The sequence below is a fragment of the Geomonas sp. genome (assembly GCF_035254065.1).
In the GTDB taxonomy this organism is placed as follows: domain Bacteria; phylum Desulfobacterota; class Desulfuromonadia; order Geobacterales; family Geobacteraceae; genus Geomonas.
Genome location: NZ_DATFBA010000001.1, coordinates 1 through 19,238, shown reverse-complemented (window position 1 = coordinate 19,238; position 19,238 = coordinate 1). Strand labels below are relative to the sequence as shown.

Genomic DNA, 19,238 nt, shown 5'->3' with positions numbered 1-19,238 from the left:
TCTCCCTCTCCCGAAGGGGGAGGGTCGGGGAGGGGGAACTCAGCCGGCACCGCCGCTGACCTTCCCACCGTGATAGAAGCGCAGCTCCGCTGCGCCCCCCCCTCTCCGCATCCCCCAACAAACCAATCTAATCTTCCTGTTCCCACCACCACCCGTTTGTGCTATGTACGGTATACTTCAAGCCGGTAATTTCCTACTGAGAGGAGGCAGCCGTGAACATCCGCAAGAAGATTCTCGACTATGAGTACGAGGAAGTGCTGGAAACCAAGTACCGGGAACTGATCCGGGTAGGTTGCGCCGTGGCGGTCGGCTGTCCGGTCTGACTGAAGAAACACTTCGCGGTCGCGAAGGATGCAGGTGCCACCGAAGCCGAACTGAGGGAAGCCATCGCCTACGGCATCATTGCCCCCTCCGGCAGGGCCAAGAATTTCGCCTTGGGAATGGAAGAGGAACTCGGGCTCTAGTGGACATCCCGAAAAAGAGAAGATGAGCAGACCGTATTGAGCCTACCCGCAAGCTACCTCCCAACCCTGGACAAGGAAGAAATCGAGCGCCGGCTGGACCTCCTGCTGGTTCCCGGCGCCCTCGACCACCCCGCTCTCCTCACCAGGATCGAGCGCCTCGCCGACTCTTTCCAAAGCTACGCCGGCAACTATCCGCTGCCGCTCTGGGCCCCCGGACTGGCCATCACCAACGAGATGAGGGGATGGAGCGAGGCCCTCTTCCCGGTGGCGGAAGCCGCTGCCGTTTTCGCCCAACTCCTGAGAAAAGGCTGCCGCTTTGCCCCCTTGCTTGCCGGCTCCTACCTCCACACCTCGCCCAGTTGGCCCGACCTCCTGCAGAAGCTCGGTACACAGGTCGAGAAGTGCGATCCCGCTCCACTGCTGCGTGAACTGGCCGCAGATCCGCGCCGGCGGAAAGGCTTCCTCTTCGCCCTGCTGCTTCCGCGTCATTTCGGGGGCGGCTTTGACCGCTATCCCGTGCAGAGTCGCTGGCTTGAAAGCTGGCTTGCGCAGCACCGCTCCAGGCTCGCCGGGACGATTCGGGCCCTGGACAGCGCCTGCGGCAGCGGAGAGGGGACCTATGGCTTGGCCGAACTGGCGAAGCGGGTAGGTTTTGCCGCGGAAGGGTCGCACCTGCACGGCTCCACCATCGAAGAAATCGAACTCTTTGCCGGCACCCACGCCTTTTTCCCCCACGACCAGGAGCGGGAGCGGGAGTACCGGGCAAGGGTCGCCCCGCTGCTCTCCAGCGGGAGCATCCCGATCAGGTTTTACCTGGAGGAGGTCTGCCGGGAAGCCCCCGCAGAGGAGCCGTACGATGTCATCCTCTGCAACGGGCTGTTGGGGGGCCCCCTTTTGCACGAAGCGGACGAGCTCTCCCGGGCGGTCCGCTCGCTCGCTTCCCGTTTGGCACCCGGTGGCGTTCTGCTCGCCGCCGACCGTTTCCATGCCGGCTGGCGCCGACGCATCCCCGCCGCGGCGCTCCGTGACCTGCTGCGCCAGCACGGCCTCACCCCGCTGCAGCTGCCGGAGGGGATCGGCGGCCAAAAGCCGTCCTGACGCACCACCGCGCTTTTCACCCCATCGGCCAACGCGGTCGCTTAAGCCCCTCGCTCGTCAGGAATAAAAAAACCCCTCGTGTCCTTCCCGAAAGGGGCGACACGAGGGGTTTTGAGTTTCAGCAGGTTGTAGCTGCGCCGCGTTTAGAACTGCATCAGCACGCCGCCCCAGGAGAGGCCGCCGCCAAAGCCCATCATCAGCACCAGTTGCCCCGGCTTGATCACCCCGTTCTTGCGGTTCTCGTCCAGCGCCAGGCCCACCGAGGCGGCGGCGGTGTTGCCGTAACGGTCGAGGTTGAGCAGGAACTTCTCCTTGGGGATGCCGGACTTCTTGGAGATGAAGTCGATGATGCGCACGTTGGCCTGGTGCGGGATGATGTAGTCGATCTGCTCCGGCTTGATGCCGTGGCGCTCGGAGAGCTCGTCGATGATCTTGGGAATGACGTCAGTGGCGAAGGTGAATACGCTCCTGCCGGCCATCTTGAAGGTGTTCTCCTTAAGGGCGATGCTCTCGGCGGAGATCGGCTTGCGGGAGCCGGAAGAGGGAACCTGGATCAGATCCCACCCCTTGCCGTCGCTCTTCATCATGCTGTGCAGGATCCCCTTGCCGGAGGTGCCGGCACCGAGGATCAGGGCACCTGCGCCGTCGCCGAACAGCGGGGCGGTTCCCTTGTCGCTGAAGTCGAGGATCTTGGAATAGGTATCGGCCCCGATCAGGAGCACCTTCTGATATTTGCCGGAGCGGATCAGGTTGTCCGCGATCTCCACGCCGTAGATGAAGCTGCTGCATACCGCGTTCATGTCGAAGGCGAAGGCGTTGTCGGCACCGATGTTCTTCTGGACCATGCAGGCGGTGGCCGGCAGGATCATGTCGGGTGTCGAGGTGGCGACGATGATGCAGTCGAGGTCGAGCGGACTAAGTCCCGCGTCCTCCAGTGCGTCCCGCGCGGCCAAGGTAGCCAGATCGGAGCAAGACTCGCTCTCCTCGGCAAAACGGCGCTCACGAATGCCCGTTCTCGAATGGATCCACTCCTCAGCATCCTCCACCAGGTAGTCGAAATAGCCATTCGCGATCACTTTGGCGGGCACACAGCCACCGGTCCCCAAAATCTCAGACTGCAACATACCGGATACTCCTCTTTCCTTACCGTAAACTGCTTACGATCAACCCTTATCTCACAATAAAAAGTTGTTTGTCAATTATTACTGCTTCCCTGGTCGGTAGCCGCGTCGACGATCCCGTACACCCACAGCAAAAGGAAGCCCCCCAATAGCCAGCGCGCGTAGGGTGCGTCCGTCTGCACGGCCGCCAGCACCTGTGCGCTGTCCACGTTTTTGCCCCCTGCCAGCATCAGCTTCCCTGCGCTGCGCAGTGCCAGAAAGAGGGCGGCGAGGATGAAGATGTTGTCCAAAACGATCATCACCGCTCCCTTCACGCGACGCCCGAGGCAAAGCTGCCCCAGCCCCGGCAGCACCAGCGCCGAGAGCGCCACATACTTCAACTTCTTTACCATCATCTACTCCTTGCTGTTTCGAGCTCTCTTGCTCTCTTCACTCCAGCTCATGCGACCCGAGCCAACAACTCCCCTCGCCCTCCGGGAGAGGGGCAGGGGTGAGGGACGCCCGCGCCACTATGACTTTTTCCTCTATGCCCCGCTGTCATGGCTGATCACCACAATTTTGGGTATTGTGCATCCGGCAGATTAATGCTAGTTATCACCCCTATGGAACGAGCTGCCCAAAGCAGAAGGCGCGAGGCCATCATTCCGCTCCTGAAGGATGCCGAACCCGAGGTGCGCCTTGCCGCATCCCGCGCGCTGGAGCTGCTGGAAACGGCCCAGAGCCTGGACGAGGTGCTGGCCAGCCTGAAAAACGGCGACCGCGGTACCAAGATCGGCGCCATCTTCGCCCTGGGGCGGATCGGCGGCGACAAGGCCCTGCGCGCCCTGGTTTACTGCGCCGGCAGGCCCGAGGAAGACATCCGCTGCGCCGCAGTCAAGGTGCTCGGGGAACTGGCCCGGCCGGAAACCCTCGACCTGCTGGTGGGGAAGCTCGCCGATCCCTCGACCGCCGTACGCGCGCTGGCCATCGAAGCGGTCGCCAACTACCGCAAACCGGAGCTGGTTCCCAAACTGCTCCCGTTTCTCACCCAGGACGACGGGCTGCTCGACGCGGAGGCGGCCCTGGCGCTGGCCCGGCTGGGGGATGCCTCGTTGGAGCAGAGGTTCGTAAAGCTGCTCAGCTCACGGCACCAAAAGACCCGCTCAGCCGCCGCCACCGCGCTCTCCCTGCTTCCCCTTTCCTGATCCCTGGTCGCGCCCTGCGTCTGCCCCCTTGATACTCCCCCAACGCCGTTCGCCCTCAGCCTGTCGAAGGGCCGTCCACTTTCCTTTCCCTGGTTGCCTTTCCTGAGTCCTAAGTCGCTCCCCGGCCTAACACTCCCGATACCCGCGCCGACGCCTTTCTCCCTGAGCCTGCCGGAGGGTCTCCGCCCGTCCCCACAGATCAAAGATAGCGCGCGACGTCGATCCCCCTGATCAGCGGATCCACCAGGTCCACGATGCGGTCGCCGCTCTGCAGGAGGCTTCTCACCTCCACCTCCGGCAGGGTGCGCCCCAGGCAGTCCATGATCACCTTCACCACCGCGGCCCCGGACTCGTCCCCGCTGGGGGTGACCACCACCGCGATTTCGTTGGAATCGAGCCGCACCACGCTTCCGGTGGGAAACCTCCCGGTCAGCGCCAGGAACTGCTCCACGATGGCGGGGTCGAGGGCGCTGCCGCTCAGGCTCCTGAGCCTGTCCACCGCCTGTTTCGGCTGCATCGGCAGCTGGTAGGCCCTTAGCGTGGTGGCCGCGTCGTAGCTGTCGGTCACCGCCACGATGCCGGCCAGCTCCCCGAAAGGAGCCCAGTCGGGATAGCCGGTGCGGTCGAAGCGGATATGGTGGCCGAGCACCGCCTCGGCCACCTGCTCGGGAACCCCCTCCATCCTGCGCACGATGTCGGCGCCGTATGCGGGGTGCTTCTTCATCAGAACGAACTCGTCGCTGCTCAGCTTGCCCGGCTTGTTCAGGATCTGCACGTTGATGGCGGTCTTGCCGACGTCATGGAGGAATCCGGCCATGCCGGCCATCTCGACCTCGTGGGGGGAATGTTTCATGGAGGCGGCCAGGGCCATGGCCAGCACCCCGACGTTGACGCTGTGCTGGAAGGTGTAGTTGTCGTAATCCTTGATCATGCTGAGGCCGAGCAGGGTGGCCGGTTCCTTGACCGCGCAGGATGCCAGGCTGCTCACCACCGTCAGCATCCGGCGGCTGTTCGGGATGCGGCCGTTGCCGATCTCCTCGAAGATCTCGCCGATGGCGCTGACCGCCTCGTTGTAGGTCTGGGACAGCGGCTCCTCTTCCTTGACCTCGATGGTGACAACCGCGGCCGCCTTCAGGCCGTCCCTAAGCTCGACGGCGCCCCCTTCCTGCTGTGCCAGCAGGGCCGCCAGCGCCATCAGGTCGGCCGGGATCACCCCCTGCTTCAGGGTGAGCCCCAGGATTCCCTTCTGTTCGAACAGCCGACAGAGCTCAGCCAGCGGGGCGGTGGGGGCGAAGAAGAGATGCTCGCCCACCGAAAGCACGCCGTCCACCACCGCGATGCGCAGCTCCCCCCCCTCCCGGTGCAGGGCTGCCACCGCCATCGCCATCTCGGTGAAGGGCTGCAGGGAGGCGGGATGCCCGGCCGGATAGAAGCCGGTCCCCCTGATCCCTCCCACAAGGAGCGTAGCCAGCCGCTGTGCGTGCTGGAGCCCCCGGTCGCTCACTGCCCTTCTCCGGTGATCCGCTCCATGGCGTCGATGGCCTCGCGGCAGGCGTAGGCCAGTTCGCCCTCCCCGCCAGCCAGCGAGGTGAGCAGCGGCAGCGCACTCTCCTCGCGCATGGCCCCCAGCGCGGCGGCCGCGGCGGCTCTCAGCTCGTGCCACTTGCCGATCACCGTCCAGCCGCGCGACTTGAGTATCTTGACCAGGTGCGGGGTGGCGCGCCGGTCGCCGATGCGTCCCAGGGCCGCCACCAGGTCCTTCTTGACAGAGAGCGTCTTCAGCAGGAAGTCCCGGCGCTCCAGCAGCTTGAGCATGGCCGGAACGGCGACCCGGCTGTGCATAAGCCCCAGCGAGAGGATCGCGCTCTTGACCACGGCCTCGTCGCTGTCCTCCAGCAGGGCCACCAGCATGGCCTCGGCCGGCTCACCGCCGATCTTCATCAGAGCCCGCACGGCCTCCTTGCGTACCCGAAGGTCCCAGTGGTGCAGGGGCTTGCGCAGGGCGATCACGCTGTCGGCAACGCGCAGTTCGCCGAGGATGGCCACCATGTTGCGAACCACGTACCAGCGCTGGTCCTTGAGCATGGCGATCAGCGGGGCGACCGCCGGTTGTCCGAGCCGGACCAGGGCGGTGGCGAGTGCCTTGCGCTCCATTACCCCCTCGGCCAGGCAGAGCCGCTGGATTATGGAGTAGGCCCCCTTCACCCCCAGCACGCCGAAGATGCGGTAGAGCAGATTCTTGTCCGGGTAGTCCCGGCTCTCCACCAGGTCCAGCAACAGGTCGGTGCTGTTCTCGGCAACCCGCTCCAGGGTGAACAAGGCATACTCCCTCTGGGGCAGGGGACGGCCCTGGTCCCGATGCTGGCGCAAAAGCTCCTCCAGCACGACCGGCACCGGGACTTCCGTCGGCATGTCCTTGACGCTTTCCACCAGCTCGCGCCCCAGCGCCTGGTAGCGGCCGTCCTCGGTTTCCCCCGCCATCCTCCGCAACAGCTCGCGCACGCTGCGCCGCTCCCAGATCCCGAGCGACTCGGCCTGGCCGGCCGGTGCGCCCAGCCCTTCCCAGTCATCGGTCTCGGTGTCCGACGGTTCGCCGGCGGCGGCCTTGCCCCGCTTGGCCCAGATGGCGTCCAGGTCCTTCTCGTTGACCCAGATGGTGCGCACCCCCTGCAGTTCCAGCTGGCGGGCGAAACCACCGGCGGAAGAGGTCTTGTGGGGGTCGCCGCAGAGGAGCTCGACGAAGATCTCCAGGTCGGCAAGGAGCAGGTCGCGCATGAAGGTGATGCTGGCGATGCGGCGGATCAGGCACTCGTGGGCGAGTTGCTGCACCATGGTGCCCCCCTCGGGCCCCTCGCCTCCCGGCAGGAACCCCTGGCGGGTGACGTTCACGATCAGCTCGCGCTCGGCCACGGCGAGTTGCAGCGACTGGTAGGCCCGCTGGACCGGCTCGCTCCGGTAGGGGTGCCCGTGCGGGTAGAAGGCCGCCCCCTTCACCGCCTTGTAAAGGTCCACGAGCCCCTGCGACAGGAAACCCGCCGTTTCCGATGGCGACGTTACCAGTCTGAGCACCTTGTTCTGGTTACCGGACAAAGCATCCTCCCGCTTCACATTAAAGCCCGCGTCGAGTGTAACTTAGACGCGGAAAGGTTGTCAAACCAAATACCCCCCTAACTGCCCGCCATCGCCGAGGTTGACAGCCGTGTCGGTACGGCTTAGTATCCGGGCTCGACCCTTTAATTCCTTCCGGATGGCAACCATGGCAAAGGCAAAAACGAAAACCGGCTTCCTCTGTGCCGACTGCGGCGCGGAATACCCCAAATGGCAGGGGCACTGCACCGCCTGCGGTGCCTGGAATACCGTGAAGGAGATCCGGCTGGAGCGGGGCGGCCGCAGCCGCGACGGCTATGCCGGCGCCACCTCGGCCGTCACCCTGCTCTCCCGTGTCGAGTGCAGCGAGGAGCCCCGCTTCTCCAGCGGCAGCGAGGAGTTCGACCGGGTGCTGGGGGGAGGCTTCGTCCCCGGCTCGGTGATCCTGATCGGCGGGGACCCCGGCGCCGGCAAGAGCACCATCCTCCTGCAGACCATGTGCTTCGCCGCCGCCAGCCGCGAGGTGCTCTACGTATCGGGGGAAGAGTCGCTGCAGCAGATCGCCGCCCGGGCGAGGAGGCTGCAGTTGCCGCTGGACAGGGTCAAGATGCTGGCCGAGACCCAGGTGGAGCGCGTTCTGGACGCCGCCTCCAGCGAAAAGCCCGAGGTGGTGGTGATCGACTCCATCCAGGTCATGCAGGCCGCCTGCGTCGACGCGGCCCCCGGCGGGGTCTCCCAGGTGCGGGAAAGCGCCGCCACCTTCACCAACTACGCGAAGACCACCGGAGTGGTGCTGATCATGGTGGGGCACGTGACCAAGGACCAGTCGCTGGCCGGCCCGATGACCCTCTCCCACATGGTGGACACCCAGATCATGCTCTCCTCCACCGAGGACGCCCGCTACCGCCTGATGCGCACCACCAAGAACCGCTTCGGCCCGGTCAACGAGCTGGGGGTGTTCGCCATGACCGAGCGGGGGTTGCGCGAGGTGAAGAATCCCTCCGCCATCTTCCTCTCCCGTACCGACAACGCCGCCCCCGGCAGCCTGATCAGCGTGCTCTGGGAGGGGACCCGGCCCCTTTTGGTGGAGATCCAGTCCCTGGTGGTGGACGCCCAGTACGGCTCGCCGCGCAGGCTGGGCATCGGCCTGGACCAGAACCGGATCGCCATGATCCTGGCGGTGATCACCAAGCACGGAGGGCTCGTGCTCTCCGACCAGGACGTCTTCGTGAACGTGGTGGGAGGGATCAGGGTGCTGGAGACCAGCGCCGATCTGGCGGTCGCCCTGGCCATCGTCTCCAGCCTGCAGAACAAGGTGCTCCCCCAGGACCTGCTGGTCTTCGGCGAGGTCGGTCTGTCGGGGGAGATCCGGCCGGTATCCAACGGGGAGTCGAGGCTTCGGGAGGGGGTGAAGCACGGCTTCACCCGGGCCATCGTCCCCAAGGGGAACGCGCCGCGCAAGGATCTGCCGGGGATGGAAGTGGTGGGGGTCGCCAACCTGGTGGAGGCGCTGGATGCCCTATAGGGAGCGTGTGTCAACTTCCCTGCTTATTTTTTCTCTTTACTAATGTAGAAAAATCCTCTTTAATAACGTATTGATTCCGCCAAGGGACAGGTGTCATGAATACGGAAAAGCTCGAATATTTCAGAGGTATCCTGCAGGAAGAAAAGCGCATGCTTCTCGAGGAGGCAGGCAGAACTGTCTCCGAGATGACGTCCGACAACACCAACTTTCCCGACCCAACCGACCGGGCCACCCAGGAATCTGACCGGACCTTCGAACTGAGGATCAGGGACCGGGAGCGCAAGCTCATCAACAAGATCCAGGAGGCCCTGGCCCGCATCGATGCCGGCACCTTCGGCGTCTGCGAAGTCTGCGAGGAGGAGATCTCCGAAGCACGTCTCAAGGCACGGCCGGTCACCACGCTCTGCATCGACTGCAAGATGGAACAGGAAAAGAAGGAAAAACTGCGCTGATCTCACTCCACCGCTAGCTGTTGTCGTTCGGAGTTTGCATGGCTGGCCGGCAGGGAAACAACCTCCTGGAGCAGGCGTTACGGATCGCTCAGGCGTCCTCGCGCTCCCCTCAGGCCCGGATAGCTGCACTACTCCGTCTGGTCGCGCGCGGCCATGCTCTCTCGCAGGCCAGCATCTTCATACCCCACCCCCCCCTCAACGCTCTCACCCAGCGCTTCAGCACCCTGTTGCCAACCTCCAGCCGTGACTGCCTGATCCCCTTTGGAGAAGGATGTGTCGGGCGCGCCGCAGCCAGTCGCCTGCCGGTGGACGGTTGCTGCCACGATCTGCATCCCCATGAGCCGACCAGCGCCGGCGACCGCTCGTTCCGGGCCTATCCGGTGCTGGATGGCAAGCTGCTGGTGGCGGTCTGTTCGGTAGCAACCACTGCCGACACCCTCCCCGAGGAGGTGTCCCCCCTGCTGGGCGAGCTGGGCCCCATCCTGACCCTGGTGCTGGGGGAGCTGGCCAGCGCCGAACATGCCAACCAGCTTGGCCGCAACCTGGAGATCGTCACCGCGCTGGGCAGACTGGTGGAGGGGCCCATTGCCGCTGAAGCCCTGCTCCCCAAGGCCCTCAAGCTGTTGACCACCACCGGGTTTGCCCGCTGCGCCATCACCCGCCTGAGCGAGGACTTCGGCGCCACCCTCTTCCAGAGTTGCCGCCCGCAGGCGCGCGCCGCCCTCCCCCGCATGCTTTTGAGCGAGCCGGCCCTCTCCGCACGGGCGCTGGCCGACGAGGTTACCTGCCGGGAGGTGGGCGCTCCCGCCCGGTTCTCCTTCTATGCGCTCAGCACGCCCATGAGCTGCAACGGGAGCGCTTTGGGGACCCTCACCCTGTTCGGCGGCCAGGACCTTTTGGCGCCGGAGCAGGTCCAGCTCGCCGAAACGGTGGCGCGCCTGCTCTCCTGCGCGGTCAGCGCAGCCGCCAGCTCCCGGCTCCTTAAGGGGTACAGCACCGACCACGACAAGAAGCTCAAGGAGATCTCCCTTCTCTACCGGATGAGCAACACCATGCTCTCCACGCTGAAGCTCAACAAGCTGATCCACCTGACCCTGACCGCCCTCACTTCCGGCCCCACCCCCTTCTTCGACCGCGCCATGCTCTTCCTGGTGAACGAGCGCTCCGGCAGCCTGGTGGGGATGCTGGGGGTTACCACGGAAACCTCCCCCTCTCTCCCCCTGCCGCAGGGAGGCAGCGACGACCTCCTCTCCAGCCGTTGGGACATCTCCGAAGAGGAGATGGCGGCGCAGCGCGAGTCCGATTTCTGCCGGCAGGTGATGGGGAAGCGGCTGGAGCTGGACCGCTCCCTCAACATCGCCTCGCAGGCGGTGATCGAGAAGAGGCTGATCCACATCCCGGCCGAGCAGGGGAGCGACCCGCTGCACCCAGGATACGGCGCGGCGCTGGCCGCCTCGCCGCTGCTCGCTCACGGCCAGACGGTGGGCGTGGTGCTGGTCGACAACGCCCTGACCAAGTCCGCCATGACCCAGGAACAGCTCCGCTTCCTGCAGCTGTTCGCCAACCAGGCCGGCATGGCCATCGAAAACTCCATGCTCTACAACCAGATCGAGGAGACCAACCGGCAGCTCAGCGAGGCGCAGGAGAACCTGCTCCAGAAGGAGCGGCTGGCTGCCATCGGCGAGATGGCGGCCGGCATCGCTCACGAGCTGAAAGGGCCGCTGGTCTCCATCGGCGGTTTCGCCGGCCGGCTCAGCAGGAAGCTTGCCCAGGAGTCCGACGAGTGGGGCCACGCTGACCTGATCGTGCGCGAGGTGCAGCGGCTGGAAAATATCCTCTCCGAGATCCTCCTCTTCTCCAAGAAGGCGACCATCTGCTACACCCGCTGCAACATCGCCGACATCGTCAAGGACTCCCTGGCCGTGGTCACCCCTCCGCTGGAGGAGAAGCAGATCGAGGTGAGCACCCGCTTCCCGCGCAGCAAGCTCCTGCTGCTGGGCGACCCGCAGCAGCTCAAGCAGGTCTTCATCAACCTCTTCCTGAACGCGCTGGACGCCATGGGTAGCGGGGGCAAGCTGACCGTTCAGGTGGGGCACACCGAGCTTGAGGGCCGGGAGGCGGCCTGCGTCAAGATCGCCGACACCGGCGGCGGCATACCACTGGAGTCGCTAGCGAGCATCTTCACCCCCTTTTACTCCACCAAGGAGAGCGGCACCGGGCTGGGGCTTCCCATCGCCAACCGGATCGTGACCAACCACGGCGGCAAGATCCAGATCAGCAACAACCCCGGCCAAGGCGCCGAATTCCGGGTTCTCCTCCCCAAACATTGGTGATTTACCTTTAAACATTCACAGAATGCGCTATAAGAGGGAAGGAATTCGGGCGAGTTGTCAGTGACTGGGCAGGGGGATGTAGCTCAGCTGGGAGAGCGATGCGTTCGCAACGCATAGGTCGAGGGTTCGAGCCCCTTCATCTCCACCAATACTAGAAAGGGTCACAGCTAGTTGGCTGTGGCCCTTTCTTGCTTATGGTGGCTGGTGCGGTCTTCTGGGCGTCAGTAAGGGAGGAGAATTGCAGCCCCTTGCTTAACGCTTATGGATCACCTCGGGGTCGGGACCGTTTCCCTCAGTCCTCGCGAAACGGAGACCTTGTGGCACTCCTCGCACTGAACCGGACCTTTCTCCCTTCTTTGATGGCAGGAGACGCAAAGCGCGTGGGCGGCTTCCTTCCCCCAGTTCTCGATCTTGCCAATCCCGGAGGGATGACAGCTTGTGCAGTTGTTATCGGTCAGTTTCTGGTGGGCCCAGTGCGTGAAAGGGAGGGTCAGGTCCCCCATCGGCAGCTTGATTATCTCCGGACCACGGTCCGGACTGTGCTCAGCTGAAAACAGTACCGACGTGCCAACGAGTGAAAGAGCCAGAACTATCAATAGTGTGAATCTCATCTCTCGTCCTCCCTTTAAAAGTTTGGCGTGATCGATCCATCAGGAACTCTCACTCGTCACCTTCGGCATTAATGCTCCTGCCGGCGATTGGTAGGCCAAGCCAGTCCTCGGCGTCCTCGAGATTGTCAAAGGCCTTGACCACCATGCCACGATTTCTTGCCACCGTTTCCCCAAGCCTTCGCGGGTCGAGTACCGGCTCTTTGAGAACAAAGGCGAACATGGGGAATCTGCCTCTCCTATAGAGGAGGCTTTGGCACTTGTCGGCAGCAAATTCACCATATAAGAAGCGTTCCATGACCTCAGGTTCGCCGGTGACCTCCCGTCCGTCGACAAGTATCTTGTCGCTGCTGACTTCCAAAGCGGCATTTAAAATTTGGAGATAGCAGTTCTCGGCATCTCGCAGCGAAAACTTGCCTCTGGCGACTATCCTGAGAACTCCTTTCTCGGGAAGAATGCTTATTTTTATCTGGGCTGTTCCTTGCTGGTGATCCGTCGATTGCATCTTTGAGAGTTGCATGGTTGCCTCCATCGTCAGTTGGCCGGGGCCTCTCCATAAAGCAGATATTCCGTCAGGCTCTCTCTCCAGCGGTCCTGAATTTACAATTATAACCGGTAAATCCGGCACGTCTTCCTGGTTTCCGTCTACTTCCGCTCCCTTCGCTGCGCCGAGACAGCAACTTCGGCAACAGCTCCCGAAAAAGATGGGCTCCGCTGGACAAGGTTCCCCGCACCATTTACAAATAATAGGGCACAGTCCGTGCCGTCCAAACCAGCCATGGAGGAACAGGATGCCCCACCTTTTCGAACCACTAACTCTCCGCAGCGTTACTCTTCGCAACCGTATCGCCGTCTCTCCCATGTGCCAGTACTCCAGCGAGGACGGCTTTGCCAACGAATGGCATTTCGTCCACCTCGGCAGCCGTGCCGTGGGGGGCGCGGGGTTGGTGATGACCGAGGCCACCGCAGTGGTCCCGGAAGGAAGGATCAGCCCGCAGGATCTCGGTGTCTGGAAGGACGCACATATCGAGCAGCTCGGGCGCATCGCCCACTTCATCAGGATGCAAGGGGGCACCCCCGGGATGCAGCTCGCCCACGCCGGTCGCAAGGCGAGCACGCCGCCCCCTTGGGCAAACAGAAACGAGACCATTGGCATCGAGGAGGGGGGCTGGCTGCCGGTTGCGCCCAGCCCGATCCCCTTCGAGCCAGGCTGCTGCGTCCCCCACGCCCTCGCCGCCGACGAACTTCCCGCCATCGTCGCCGCCTTCGCGGCGGCAGCCGGGCGGGCCCTGCAGGCTGGCTTCCAGGTGATCGAACTGCACGCCGCGCACGGCTACCTGTTGCATGAGTTTCTCTCTCCGCTTAGCAACCACCGCCGGGACAGCTACGGCGGCAGCTTCGAGAACCGGAGCAGACTGCTGCGCGAAACCGTACTGGCGGTACGGAAGGTCTGGCCTGATGACCTACCTCTTCTGGTGAGGCTGTCGGCCACCGACTGGGTGGAGGGTGGATGGGACGCGGAGCAAAGCGTGGAACTGGTCCGGGAACTGGGAACGCTCGGAGTGGACCTGGTCGACTGCTCCACCGGAGGAAGTTCACCCACGGCCAAGGTCCCCATCGGCCCCGGTTACCAGACCTCTTTCGCGGACCAGATCAAGCGGGAGACCGGTGTGATGACCGGCGCTGTCGGGCTCATCACCGATCCCGCGCAGGCCGACCATGTCATCCGCACCGGCCAGGCAGACTTGGTCTTCCTCGCCCGCGAGCTGCTGCGCGATCCGTACTGGCCACTGCGCGCCGCCCGTGAGCTTCGACACCTTACCCCGTGGCCGGTCCAGTATCTCCGTGCGGCACCGCCCAACAGCACCGGTCGGTCATGATGATCCAACTTCCTTCCCACTATTTGACAGCGTGACAAGCGATGTTACGCTTTACTCAAGCCTGTTTCCGAAACGGTAACCTTGGAAGAAATTCCAGGGGCACAAAGCAGACGGACCCGACGTGTAAAGAAACACAGGTAGCCGAGCTTCCGAAGAAACAGGCCAACAGGTTTAAAGACCGCCCAACACGAAAGGTTGCTGGGCGGTCTTTTTTTGTTGGCGGCAAAGGGGCCGCCCCGCACGAGCACGGTGATCGGAAGGCGTAGCTTCGCCGAGCCACTGCGTCCATTTCGCCACACCCTGCTCGCCAAATAGCCGTTTTATCGTCATTTACCCACCAAAACCTCTCTACCCTCCCGACCGTTTTTCCTCATTACAACCTGTTATTGCCATTTTTCGAGCGCCTGCCTCAGCACGGGCAAAGCCGCCATCACCAACGGTTTTTCCGGAATGGACCACAGTTCTCGTACAGCCTTCTAAAAATTAAAAACGACGGTTTTTCAGTAGTTTGGCACATGCATTGCTCCAGAATCGGGCAAAGCTACTGACCGTTGGATATGCGATAAGACTAAACCACCCGTGAGGGTGGGGCGGAAAGCCTAGGGTCTCGAGTGAGACAGCCGGGATGCCGAACTATCTGAAACTGCGATCGTCGGCAACCAGCTTTTTTGCCACGATGAAAGAGACAGGGATGGGATGTATCGTCTGTCACCTGACCCTTGAGCGGAGGACCTAATGCAGAGTTCGAAAATAGCAGTGATTGCTGCCACACTTTTGTTAGCGGTATTCGTCGGTTCACAACTGCAGCTGTTCCACCTTAAGGGGGGCGCGAGCAGCGGGGCACAGGGTGAGCTGTCCAATCAGAACGCGGGCGTGTCCACCTGCACAGCCGACGACCAGGTGAAGATCACCGTCCTTGCCAACATCCTGCAGAACTACACGAACGCTCATGATGCGATGAAAACGGCTTTCCGCTACCATAACGAGACCAGCGACCCCGAATTGTGGACGGCGATGACCATCGTTGAGTCAAAGGGACGCAGCAAGGCAGTCTCCGAGAGGGGGGCGCAGGGTAAATTGCAGGTCATGCCTTTTTGGAAGAAGCAGCCGGGCTTCGAGTTTTACAGCCGCAAATACAGTCACCTCAACGACTCCCTGAACTTCCGGGCGGCTCACAAGATCTTCCGCAGGCTCCTGGCGCAGCAGAAAGGGGACAAGTGGCTGGCGGTCGAACGATACTGCGGCGTGGGACCTGCTGCCAGAGAGTATGTCGCCAAGGTTCGGAACCTCTACGAAAGGATCAAGTGGGCGACAGACCAAGCTGTGCTGAGCCAGCGGCAGCGAACCGAGGACAGCGCGGGCGCCTAGCAAGGGTGCTTTGACATCTTTGCCAGATGTGGTAATATAATAATCAGCCTGTTTCCGAAACGGTAAACTTGAAAGAAATTTCAAGGGCACAAAGCAAACGGACCCGTTGTGTGAAAAAACACAGGTAGCCGCGCTCCCGAAGAAACAGGCAACATTTTCAAAAGGCCGCCCATCACAGAAGCTGATGGGCGGCCTTTTTTGTCCACTCAGTGACCAACCCGTCTTCTGCCAGAGAGATTGCTCCTTCCCGAAAGGAGCGGCGAGCTGTGGGAAAGATAGATCCACCGAGGGTATGACCATACCTTGCTTAGGTATGAGGCTTCCCACCGTGGGTATGACGATACCTTGCTTGGGGATGACGCTTCCCACCGCGGGTATGACGATACCTTGCTTGGGTATGACGCTTCCCACCGTGGGTATGACCATACCTTGCTTGGGGATGACGCTTCCCACCGTGGGTATGACCATACCTCGCTTGGGTATGACGCTTCCCACCGTGGGTATGACCATACTTTGCTTGGGGATCACGCTTCCCACGCTAAGTACTGCTCACTTGCATTGTTCAAAGGCATTGGTAAGGCGTGACCAGCTGAGTTGGCAATTACCGCGTGCAGCTCGGCGCAAACGAAGAAGGGCTACCGGAACCGGTAGCCCTTGAAGTATGAGACTCGCACCACACCATTTTGTTGATGTCAGGTTATGAAAGTGCTGACGGTACCGGACCAAGGCCCCGCGCCGTCCGGCCCATGCGACCTCATCCTGAAGAAGACGTTCCCCGATTTCACATTCATGATGACCATCTCCGACGGGTCGGCGTAGATTCCTTTGTGAATCCAATCTTCCTCGCTGGAAGGATCGCCGTAGTTTGCATGTATCTCATGGTTGAAAGCCCCTGCGATCGGGCTGGAGCTGCCTGCAGCCCTCCCTCGATGTTCCAGATTGGCGACTTTAAAGTCGGTGGAAGCCGAGAGGGGAAGCCTCACTCGGTTGCCAAGCCTGCGTTCCTGAACGACGTTGAAGCCTGAAGTAAGAAGGGAATCAGGATTACGCACGGACACCGCTTCCAGGTGCGAGGCGATCTCATCCAACATGACCACGATCTCGTCCTGCTTCCTGTTCCGGTCTGCTACCAGGAGCCGGTCTCCGTTTATTGCTCCATTGAAGGCGTCTTCATAGCCATCGACCGCCTCTGAGTACTGCCCACGGGTAGTGGTGTTGGCTCCCCAGGTCGAGTCCGGGAAGTTTTCGTTCTCGGTGAGGCAATGCCGGACCCTTTTGAAAAAGGTCAGGGCCTTGCTGGGCGATAGCTTGTGATAATCCCGCTTTATCTTTCGCTGTTTGCTCACGGATCCTCCTTCACGTCAGGTTGTAGTGGGCCTTCGGGTCCAACAGATGACGTTAATGTATTTTAATTTTAGAGCATAGCCAATGATACGGATAAATCAAGTCGGGGAAAAAAGATGGCGGTCCAGCCGGGGCCGGCTTGCTGATGACAGTCGTAACAGGAAATGTTTGATGTGCTGCCGATCAGGGGGTGGGACCAGACCGAATGGCAGTGAATGAAGGCACTTAAGAGAACTGTCGCCGACGCACTTGAAATATTTGAAAAACAATGTAGACTTCATCAACTTTTTTTCCAAAACAGCCGGTATCGGCGGAAGCTCAACAGTTGCAGCGTAAAATGGCCGCGCCCGCTCACCCTGACGGCTTCAAGACCAACTTCTCGACCTCGTTCCACTAGCCGGTCAGCTGCCGGGGACCGTCCCCTCGCCAAGGGGCGGCCCCCGACCGTTGCCGGCGGCAAGACGATGGCGAGCATGCCCCATTATCCTTGCTTTGCCGGGATTTCCTTATATAATACGCGGCACTGTTCCCGTCTTTGCTGGAAATGCTGCACCGGCTCGGCCGGGTCTCATCCAGTTTGCCCGGAGAGAGCCACATGACTTCCGACCACGACCACCCCTCCACGGACGCCAGCCGTGACTCCGCTGCTGTAAGGCCCTGCCTGGTGGTCGCCATCGGCGCCTCGGCCGGCGGCCAGCAGGCGCTGGAGCAGTTCTTCACCACCATCCCCCACGACTGCGGGCTCTGCTTCGCCGTCATCATGCACATCCCCCCGGAAGGCCCCTCCTTCCTCGCCGAGATGCTCTCCCGCTACACCTCGATGGCCGTGGTCACCGCCGAAGAGGGGATGGAACTCGCGCCCGACACCGTCTTCGTGATCCCGGCCGGACACGACCTAACCATCCAGGACGGCCGTCTGCGGCTGGAAATCCCTTCGGGGACCCACCACCCGATCGACCGCTTCTTCACCTCGCTGGCCCACGAGGTCAAGGAGCGCTCGGTGGCCGTGGTGCTCTCCGGCTTCGGCACCGACGGCACCCAGGGGGTCAAGAGGATCAAGGAAGCGGGGGGGATCGTGCTCGTACAGGTTCCCGCCTCCGCCCTCAACCCGGCCATGCCCCGCTCCGCCATAGCCACCGGCGCCGCCGACTTCGTGCTGCCTCCGGAAGAGATGCCGGCCAAGGTGGCGGACATCGCCCAGGGCAACTGCGCCCTGCCGGAGAGCTCCTGCCGCGTCACCTCGCTGGACGACGAGCTGCAGGCCATCTTCGCCATCGTCAGGGCCCGGACCGGCCACGACTTCAGCTCCTACAAGAAGAGTACCCTCATCCGGAGGGTGGAGCGGCGGATGGCGGTCCACGAAGTGGCGGGGATGAAGAAGTACCTGGCCCTGCTGGAGGAGGACGAGAGGGAGGCGGAGGCGCTGGGGCAGGAGATCCTGATCGGGGTGACCTCCTTCTTCCGCGACCCGGAAGCTTTCCAGCTGCTGGCGCGCGAGGTGATCCCGCGGCTGTTCGAGGGACGGGACGCTGACGACCCGGTCCGGATCTGGCATGCCTGCTGCGCCACCGGCGAGGAGGTCTACTCCATGGCCATGCTGATCCGCGAGTACCTGACCGAGCAGCGGCTGAATGCCAGGGTGCAGCTGTTCGCCACCGACATCGACGAGGCGGCCATCGCCCAGGCCCGGGCGGGGATCTACGACGACGATACGGCGACCGAGGTCGGGCCGGAACGTCTGGCCCGTTTCTTCGTGCGGGCCAACGGCCGCTGGCAGGTGAACAAGCAGCTGCGCGAGATGGTGGTGTTCGCCCACCACAGCCTGATCAAGGATCCCCCCTTCTCCAGGCTCGACCTGCTGGTCTGCCGCAACTTCCTGATCTACCTGAACCCGGACATGCAGAACCGGCTGATGGCCCTCTTCCACCTGGCGCTCAAGCCGAAGGGGGTCCTCTTCCTGGGCGCCTCGGAGACGGTGGGGCGGCCGGCAGGCCACCTGTTCGCACCCTTGGACAAGAAGTGGAAGTTCTTCGAGCGCCGCGAGAGCGACCGCCGCGGCGACTCGGTCTTTCCGCTCACCTCTCCCCAGCGCAGGCTGCAGGGGAGCGTCCGGGCGCAACAGCGCCCCGCGCCATCCGGCTCGGCGGTGGGCTCCGCCGCCGGCAAGCTCCTGGTCGAGCTGTACGCTCCGCCGTGCGTGGTGGTGAACGAGAAGTACGAGGTGGTACACATCCCCACTAACGCCAGCCGCTTTCTGGGGGTCCCGGTGGGAGGGGCCACCCTGGAGATCCTGAAGATGGCCAGGGAAGAACTGCGACCGGCCCTGCGCGCGGCGATGTACAAGTGCTTCAACGAGCAGCAGGCGGTCTCCTTCAGGGGGCTTCGGGTGAACGACGAGGAGGGGGAGAGCAGCATCAACCTGCTGGTCAGGCCCTTCGCGGACGAGCAGGGGGAGAACCTGGCGCTGGTGGTGCTGGAACCCGCCGGGCCCTCGCCGGCCACCCCGCCTGCCGGGGAGCCGAGGCTTCCCGAGGACGAGGCGCCCAGGGAAACGCTGGTCAGGCAGCTCGAGGAGCAGCTGCGGGTCACCCACGAACAGCTGCAGACGACCACCGAGCAGCTGGAAACCTCGCGGGAAGGGTTCCTGTCGGCCAACGAGGAGCTGATGTCGATCAACGAGGAGTTCCAGTCGGCCAACGAGGAACTCCACTCCACCAACGAGGAACTGGAGACCTCGCGGGAGGAGCTGCAGGCACTCAACGAGGAACTGGTCA

The 19,238-nt window shown here is 62.9% G+C and carries 16 protein-coding genes, 1 tRNA gene and 3 riboswitches; of the genes, 10 read left to right on the top strand and 7 right to left on the bottom strand.

Annotation, left to right across the window (positions count from 1 at the left end):
* Positions 1-212: 212 nt before the first annotated feature.
* Together VJ604_RS00085 and VJ604_RS00080 are read left to right on the top strand one after the other, a co-directional pair.
* Complete coding sequence (locus VJ604_RS00085) at positions 213-464, top strand: GSU3128 family (seleno)protein (RefSeq protein WP_324079345.1); 252 nt, start codon at positions 213-215, stop codon at positions 462-464.
* Positions 465-500: 36 nt separating this feature from the next.
* Positions 501-1,562, top strand: a complete 1,062-nt coding sequence (locus VJ604_RS00080) for a class I SAM-dependent methyltransferase (RefSeq protein WP_324079344.1) — start codon at positions 501-503, stop codon at positions 1,560-1,562.
* Positions 1,563-1,705: 143 nt separating this feature from the next.
* Here VJ604_RS00080 and VJ604_RS00075 read toward each other — a convergent pair whose 3' ends face one another.
* Entirely contained in the window at positions 1,706-2,686 is a 981-nt protein-coding gene (locus VJ604_RS00075) for a beta-ketoacyl-ACP synthase III (protein WP_324079343.1), read from the bottom strand.
* Positions 2,687-2,757: 71 nt separating this feature from the next.
* Positions 2,758-3,075: a hypothetical protein gene (locus VJ604_RS00070; RefSeq protein WP_324079342.1), complete on the bottom strand. Its 318-nt coding sequence runs from the start codon at positions 3,073-3,075 to the stop codon at positions 2,758-2,760.
* Between the two features lie 210 nt (positions 3,076-3,285).
* On the opposite strand from VJ604_RS00070, the gene VJ604_RS00065 reads away from it, so the two are divergent.
* A complete protein-coding gene (locus VJ604_RS00065) occupies positions 3,286-3,867 on the top strand; it encodes a HEAT repeat domain-containing protein (protein WP_324079341.1) in 582 nt (193 codons plus the stop codon).
* 199 nt (positions 3,868-4,066) lie between these two features.
* Here the strand turns inward: VJ604_RS00065 and VJ604_RS00060 are convergent, their stop codons facing one another.
* Positions 4,067-5,371: an HD-GYP domain-containing protein gene (locus VJ604_RS00060; protein ID WP_324079340.1), complete on the bottom strand. Its 1,305-nt coding sequence runs from the start codon at positions 5,369-5,371 to the stop codon at positions 4,067-4,069.
* Complete coding sequence (locus tag VJ604_RS00055) at positions 5,368-6,957, bottom strand: HEAT repeat domain-containing protein (protein ID WP_324079339.1); 1,590 nt, start codon at positions 6,955-6,957, stop codon at positions 5,368-5,370. The genes VJ604_RS00060 and VJ604_RS00055 overlap by 4 nt, the downstream gene beginning before the upstream one ends.
* A gap of 166 nt (positions 6,958-7,123) precedes the next feature.
* Between VJ604_RS00055 and radA the strand changes: the two genes are divergently transcribed.
* The 4 genes from radA (at position 7,124) to VJ604_RS00035 (ending at position 11,412) form a co-directional block, all read left to right on the top strand.
* Positions 7,124-8,479, top strand: coding sequence for a DNA repair protein RadA (gene radA / locus VJ604_RS00050; RefSeq protein WP_324079338.1), 1,356 nt, complete (start codon positions 7,124-7,126; stop codon positions 8,477-8,479).
* 95 nt (positions 8,480-8,574) lie between these two features.
* Positions 8,575-8,931, top strand: coding sequence for an RNA polymerase-binding protein DksA (gene dksA, locus VJ604_RS00045; RefSeq protein ID WP_324079337.1), 357 nt, complete (start codon positions 8,575-8,577; stop codon positions 8,929-8,931).
* Between the two features lie 38 nt (positions 8,932-8,969).
* The gene (locus VJ604_RS00040; protein ID WP_324079336.1) at positions 8,970-11,264 is read left to right on the top strand and encodes an ATP-binding protein; all 2,295 of its coding nucleotides are present in this window, start codon (positions 8,970-8,972) and stop codon (positions 11,262-11,264) included.
* Between the two features lie 72 nt (positions 11,265-11,336).
* Positions 11,337-11,412, top strand: a tRNA-Ala gene (locus tag VJ604_RS00035).
* Between the two features lie 118 nt (positions 11,413-11,530).
* Here the strand turns inward: VJ604_RS00035 and VJ604_RS00030 are convergent.
* Both VJ604_RS00030 and VJ604_RS00025 read right to left on the bottom strand, forming a co-directional pair.
* A complete protein-coding gene (locus tag VJ604_RS00030; protein WP_324079335.1) occupies positions 11,531-11,767 on the bottom strand; it encodes a cytochrome c3 family protein in 237 nt (78 codons plus the stop codon).
* 157 nt (positions 11,768-11,924) lie between these two features.
* Positions 11,925-12,392, bottom strand: a complete 468-nt coding sequence (locus VJ604_RS00025) for a hypothetical protein (RefSeq protein ID WP_324079334.1) — start codon at positions 12,390-12,392, stop codon at positions 11,925-11,927.
* A gap of 271 nt (positions 12,393-12,663) precedes the next feature.
* On the opposite strand from VJ604_RS00025, the gene VJ604_RS00020 reads away from it, so the two are divergent.
* Both VJ604_RS00020 and VJ604_RS00015 read left to right on the top strand, forming a co-directional pair.
* On the top strand, positions 12,664-13,752 hold the full coding sequence (locus VJ604_RS00020; protein ID WP_324079333.1) for an NADH:flavin oxidoreductase/NADH oxidase: 1,089 nt from the start codon (positions 12,664-12,666) through the stop codon (positions 13,750-13,752).
* Positions 13,753-13,816: 64 nt separating this feature from the next.
* Positions 13,817-13,906, top strand: a riboswitch (cyclic di-GMP riboswitch).
* A 403-nt stretch (positions 13,907-14,309) separates the two neighbouring features.
* Positions 14,310-14,385, top strand: a riboswitch (cyclic di-GMP riboswitch).
* Positions 14,386-14,487: 102 nt separating this feature from the next.
* Positions 14,488-15,120, top strand: a complete 633-nt coding sequence (locus VJ604_RS00015) for a lytic transglycosylase domain-containing protein (RefSeq protein ID WP_324079332.1) — start codon at positions 14,488-14,490, stop codon at positions 15,118-15,120.
* A 51-nt stretch (positions 15,121-15,171) separates the two neighbouring features.
* Positions 15,172-15,261, top strand: a riboswitch (cyclic di-GMP riboswitch).
* A gap of 551 nt (positions 15,262-15,812) precedes the next feature.
* Here the strand turns inward: VJ604_RS00015 and VJ604_RS00010 are convergent.
* Positions 15,813-16,466, bottom strand: coding sequence for a hypothetical protein (locus VJ604_RS00010; RefSeq protein WP_324079331.1), 654 nt, complete (start codon positions 16,464-16,466; stop codon positions 15,813-15,815).
* Positions 16,467-17,059: 593 nt separating this feature from the next.
* Here VJ604_RS00010 and VJ604_RS00005 point away from each other — a divergent pair.
* Positions 17,060-19,238, top strand: a 2,179-nt coding sequence (locus VJ604_RS00005; RefSeq protein ID WP_324079330.1) for a chemotaxis protein CheB, incomplete at its 3' end; no start/stop codon positions are given.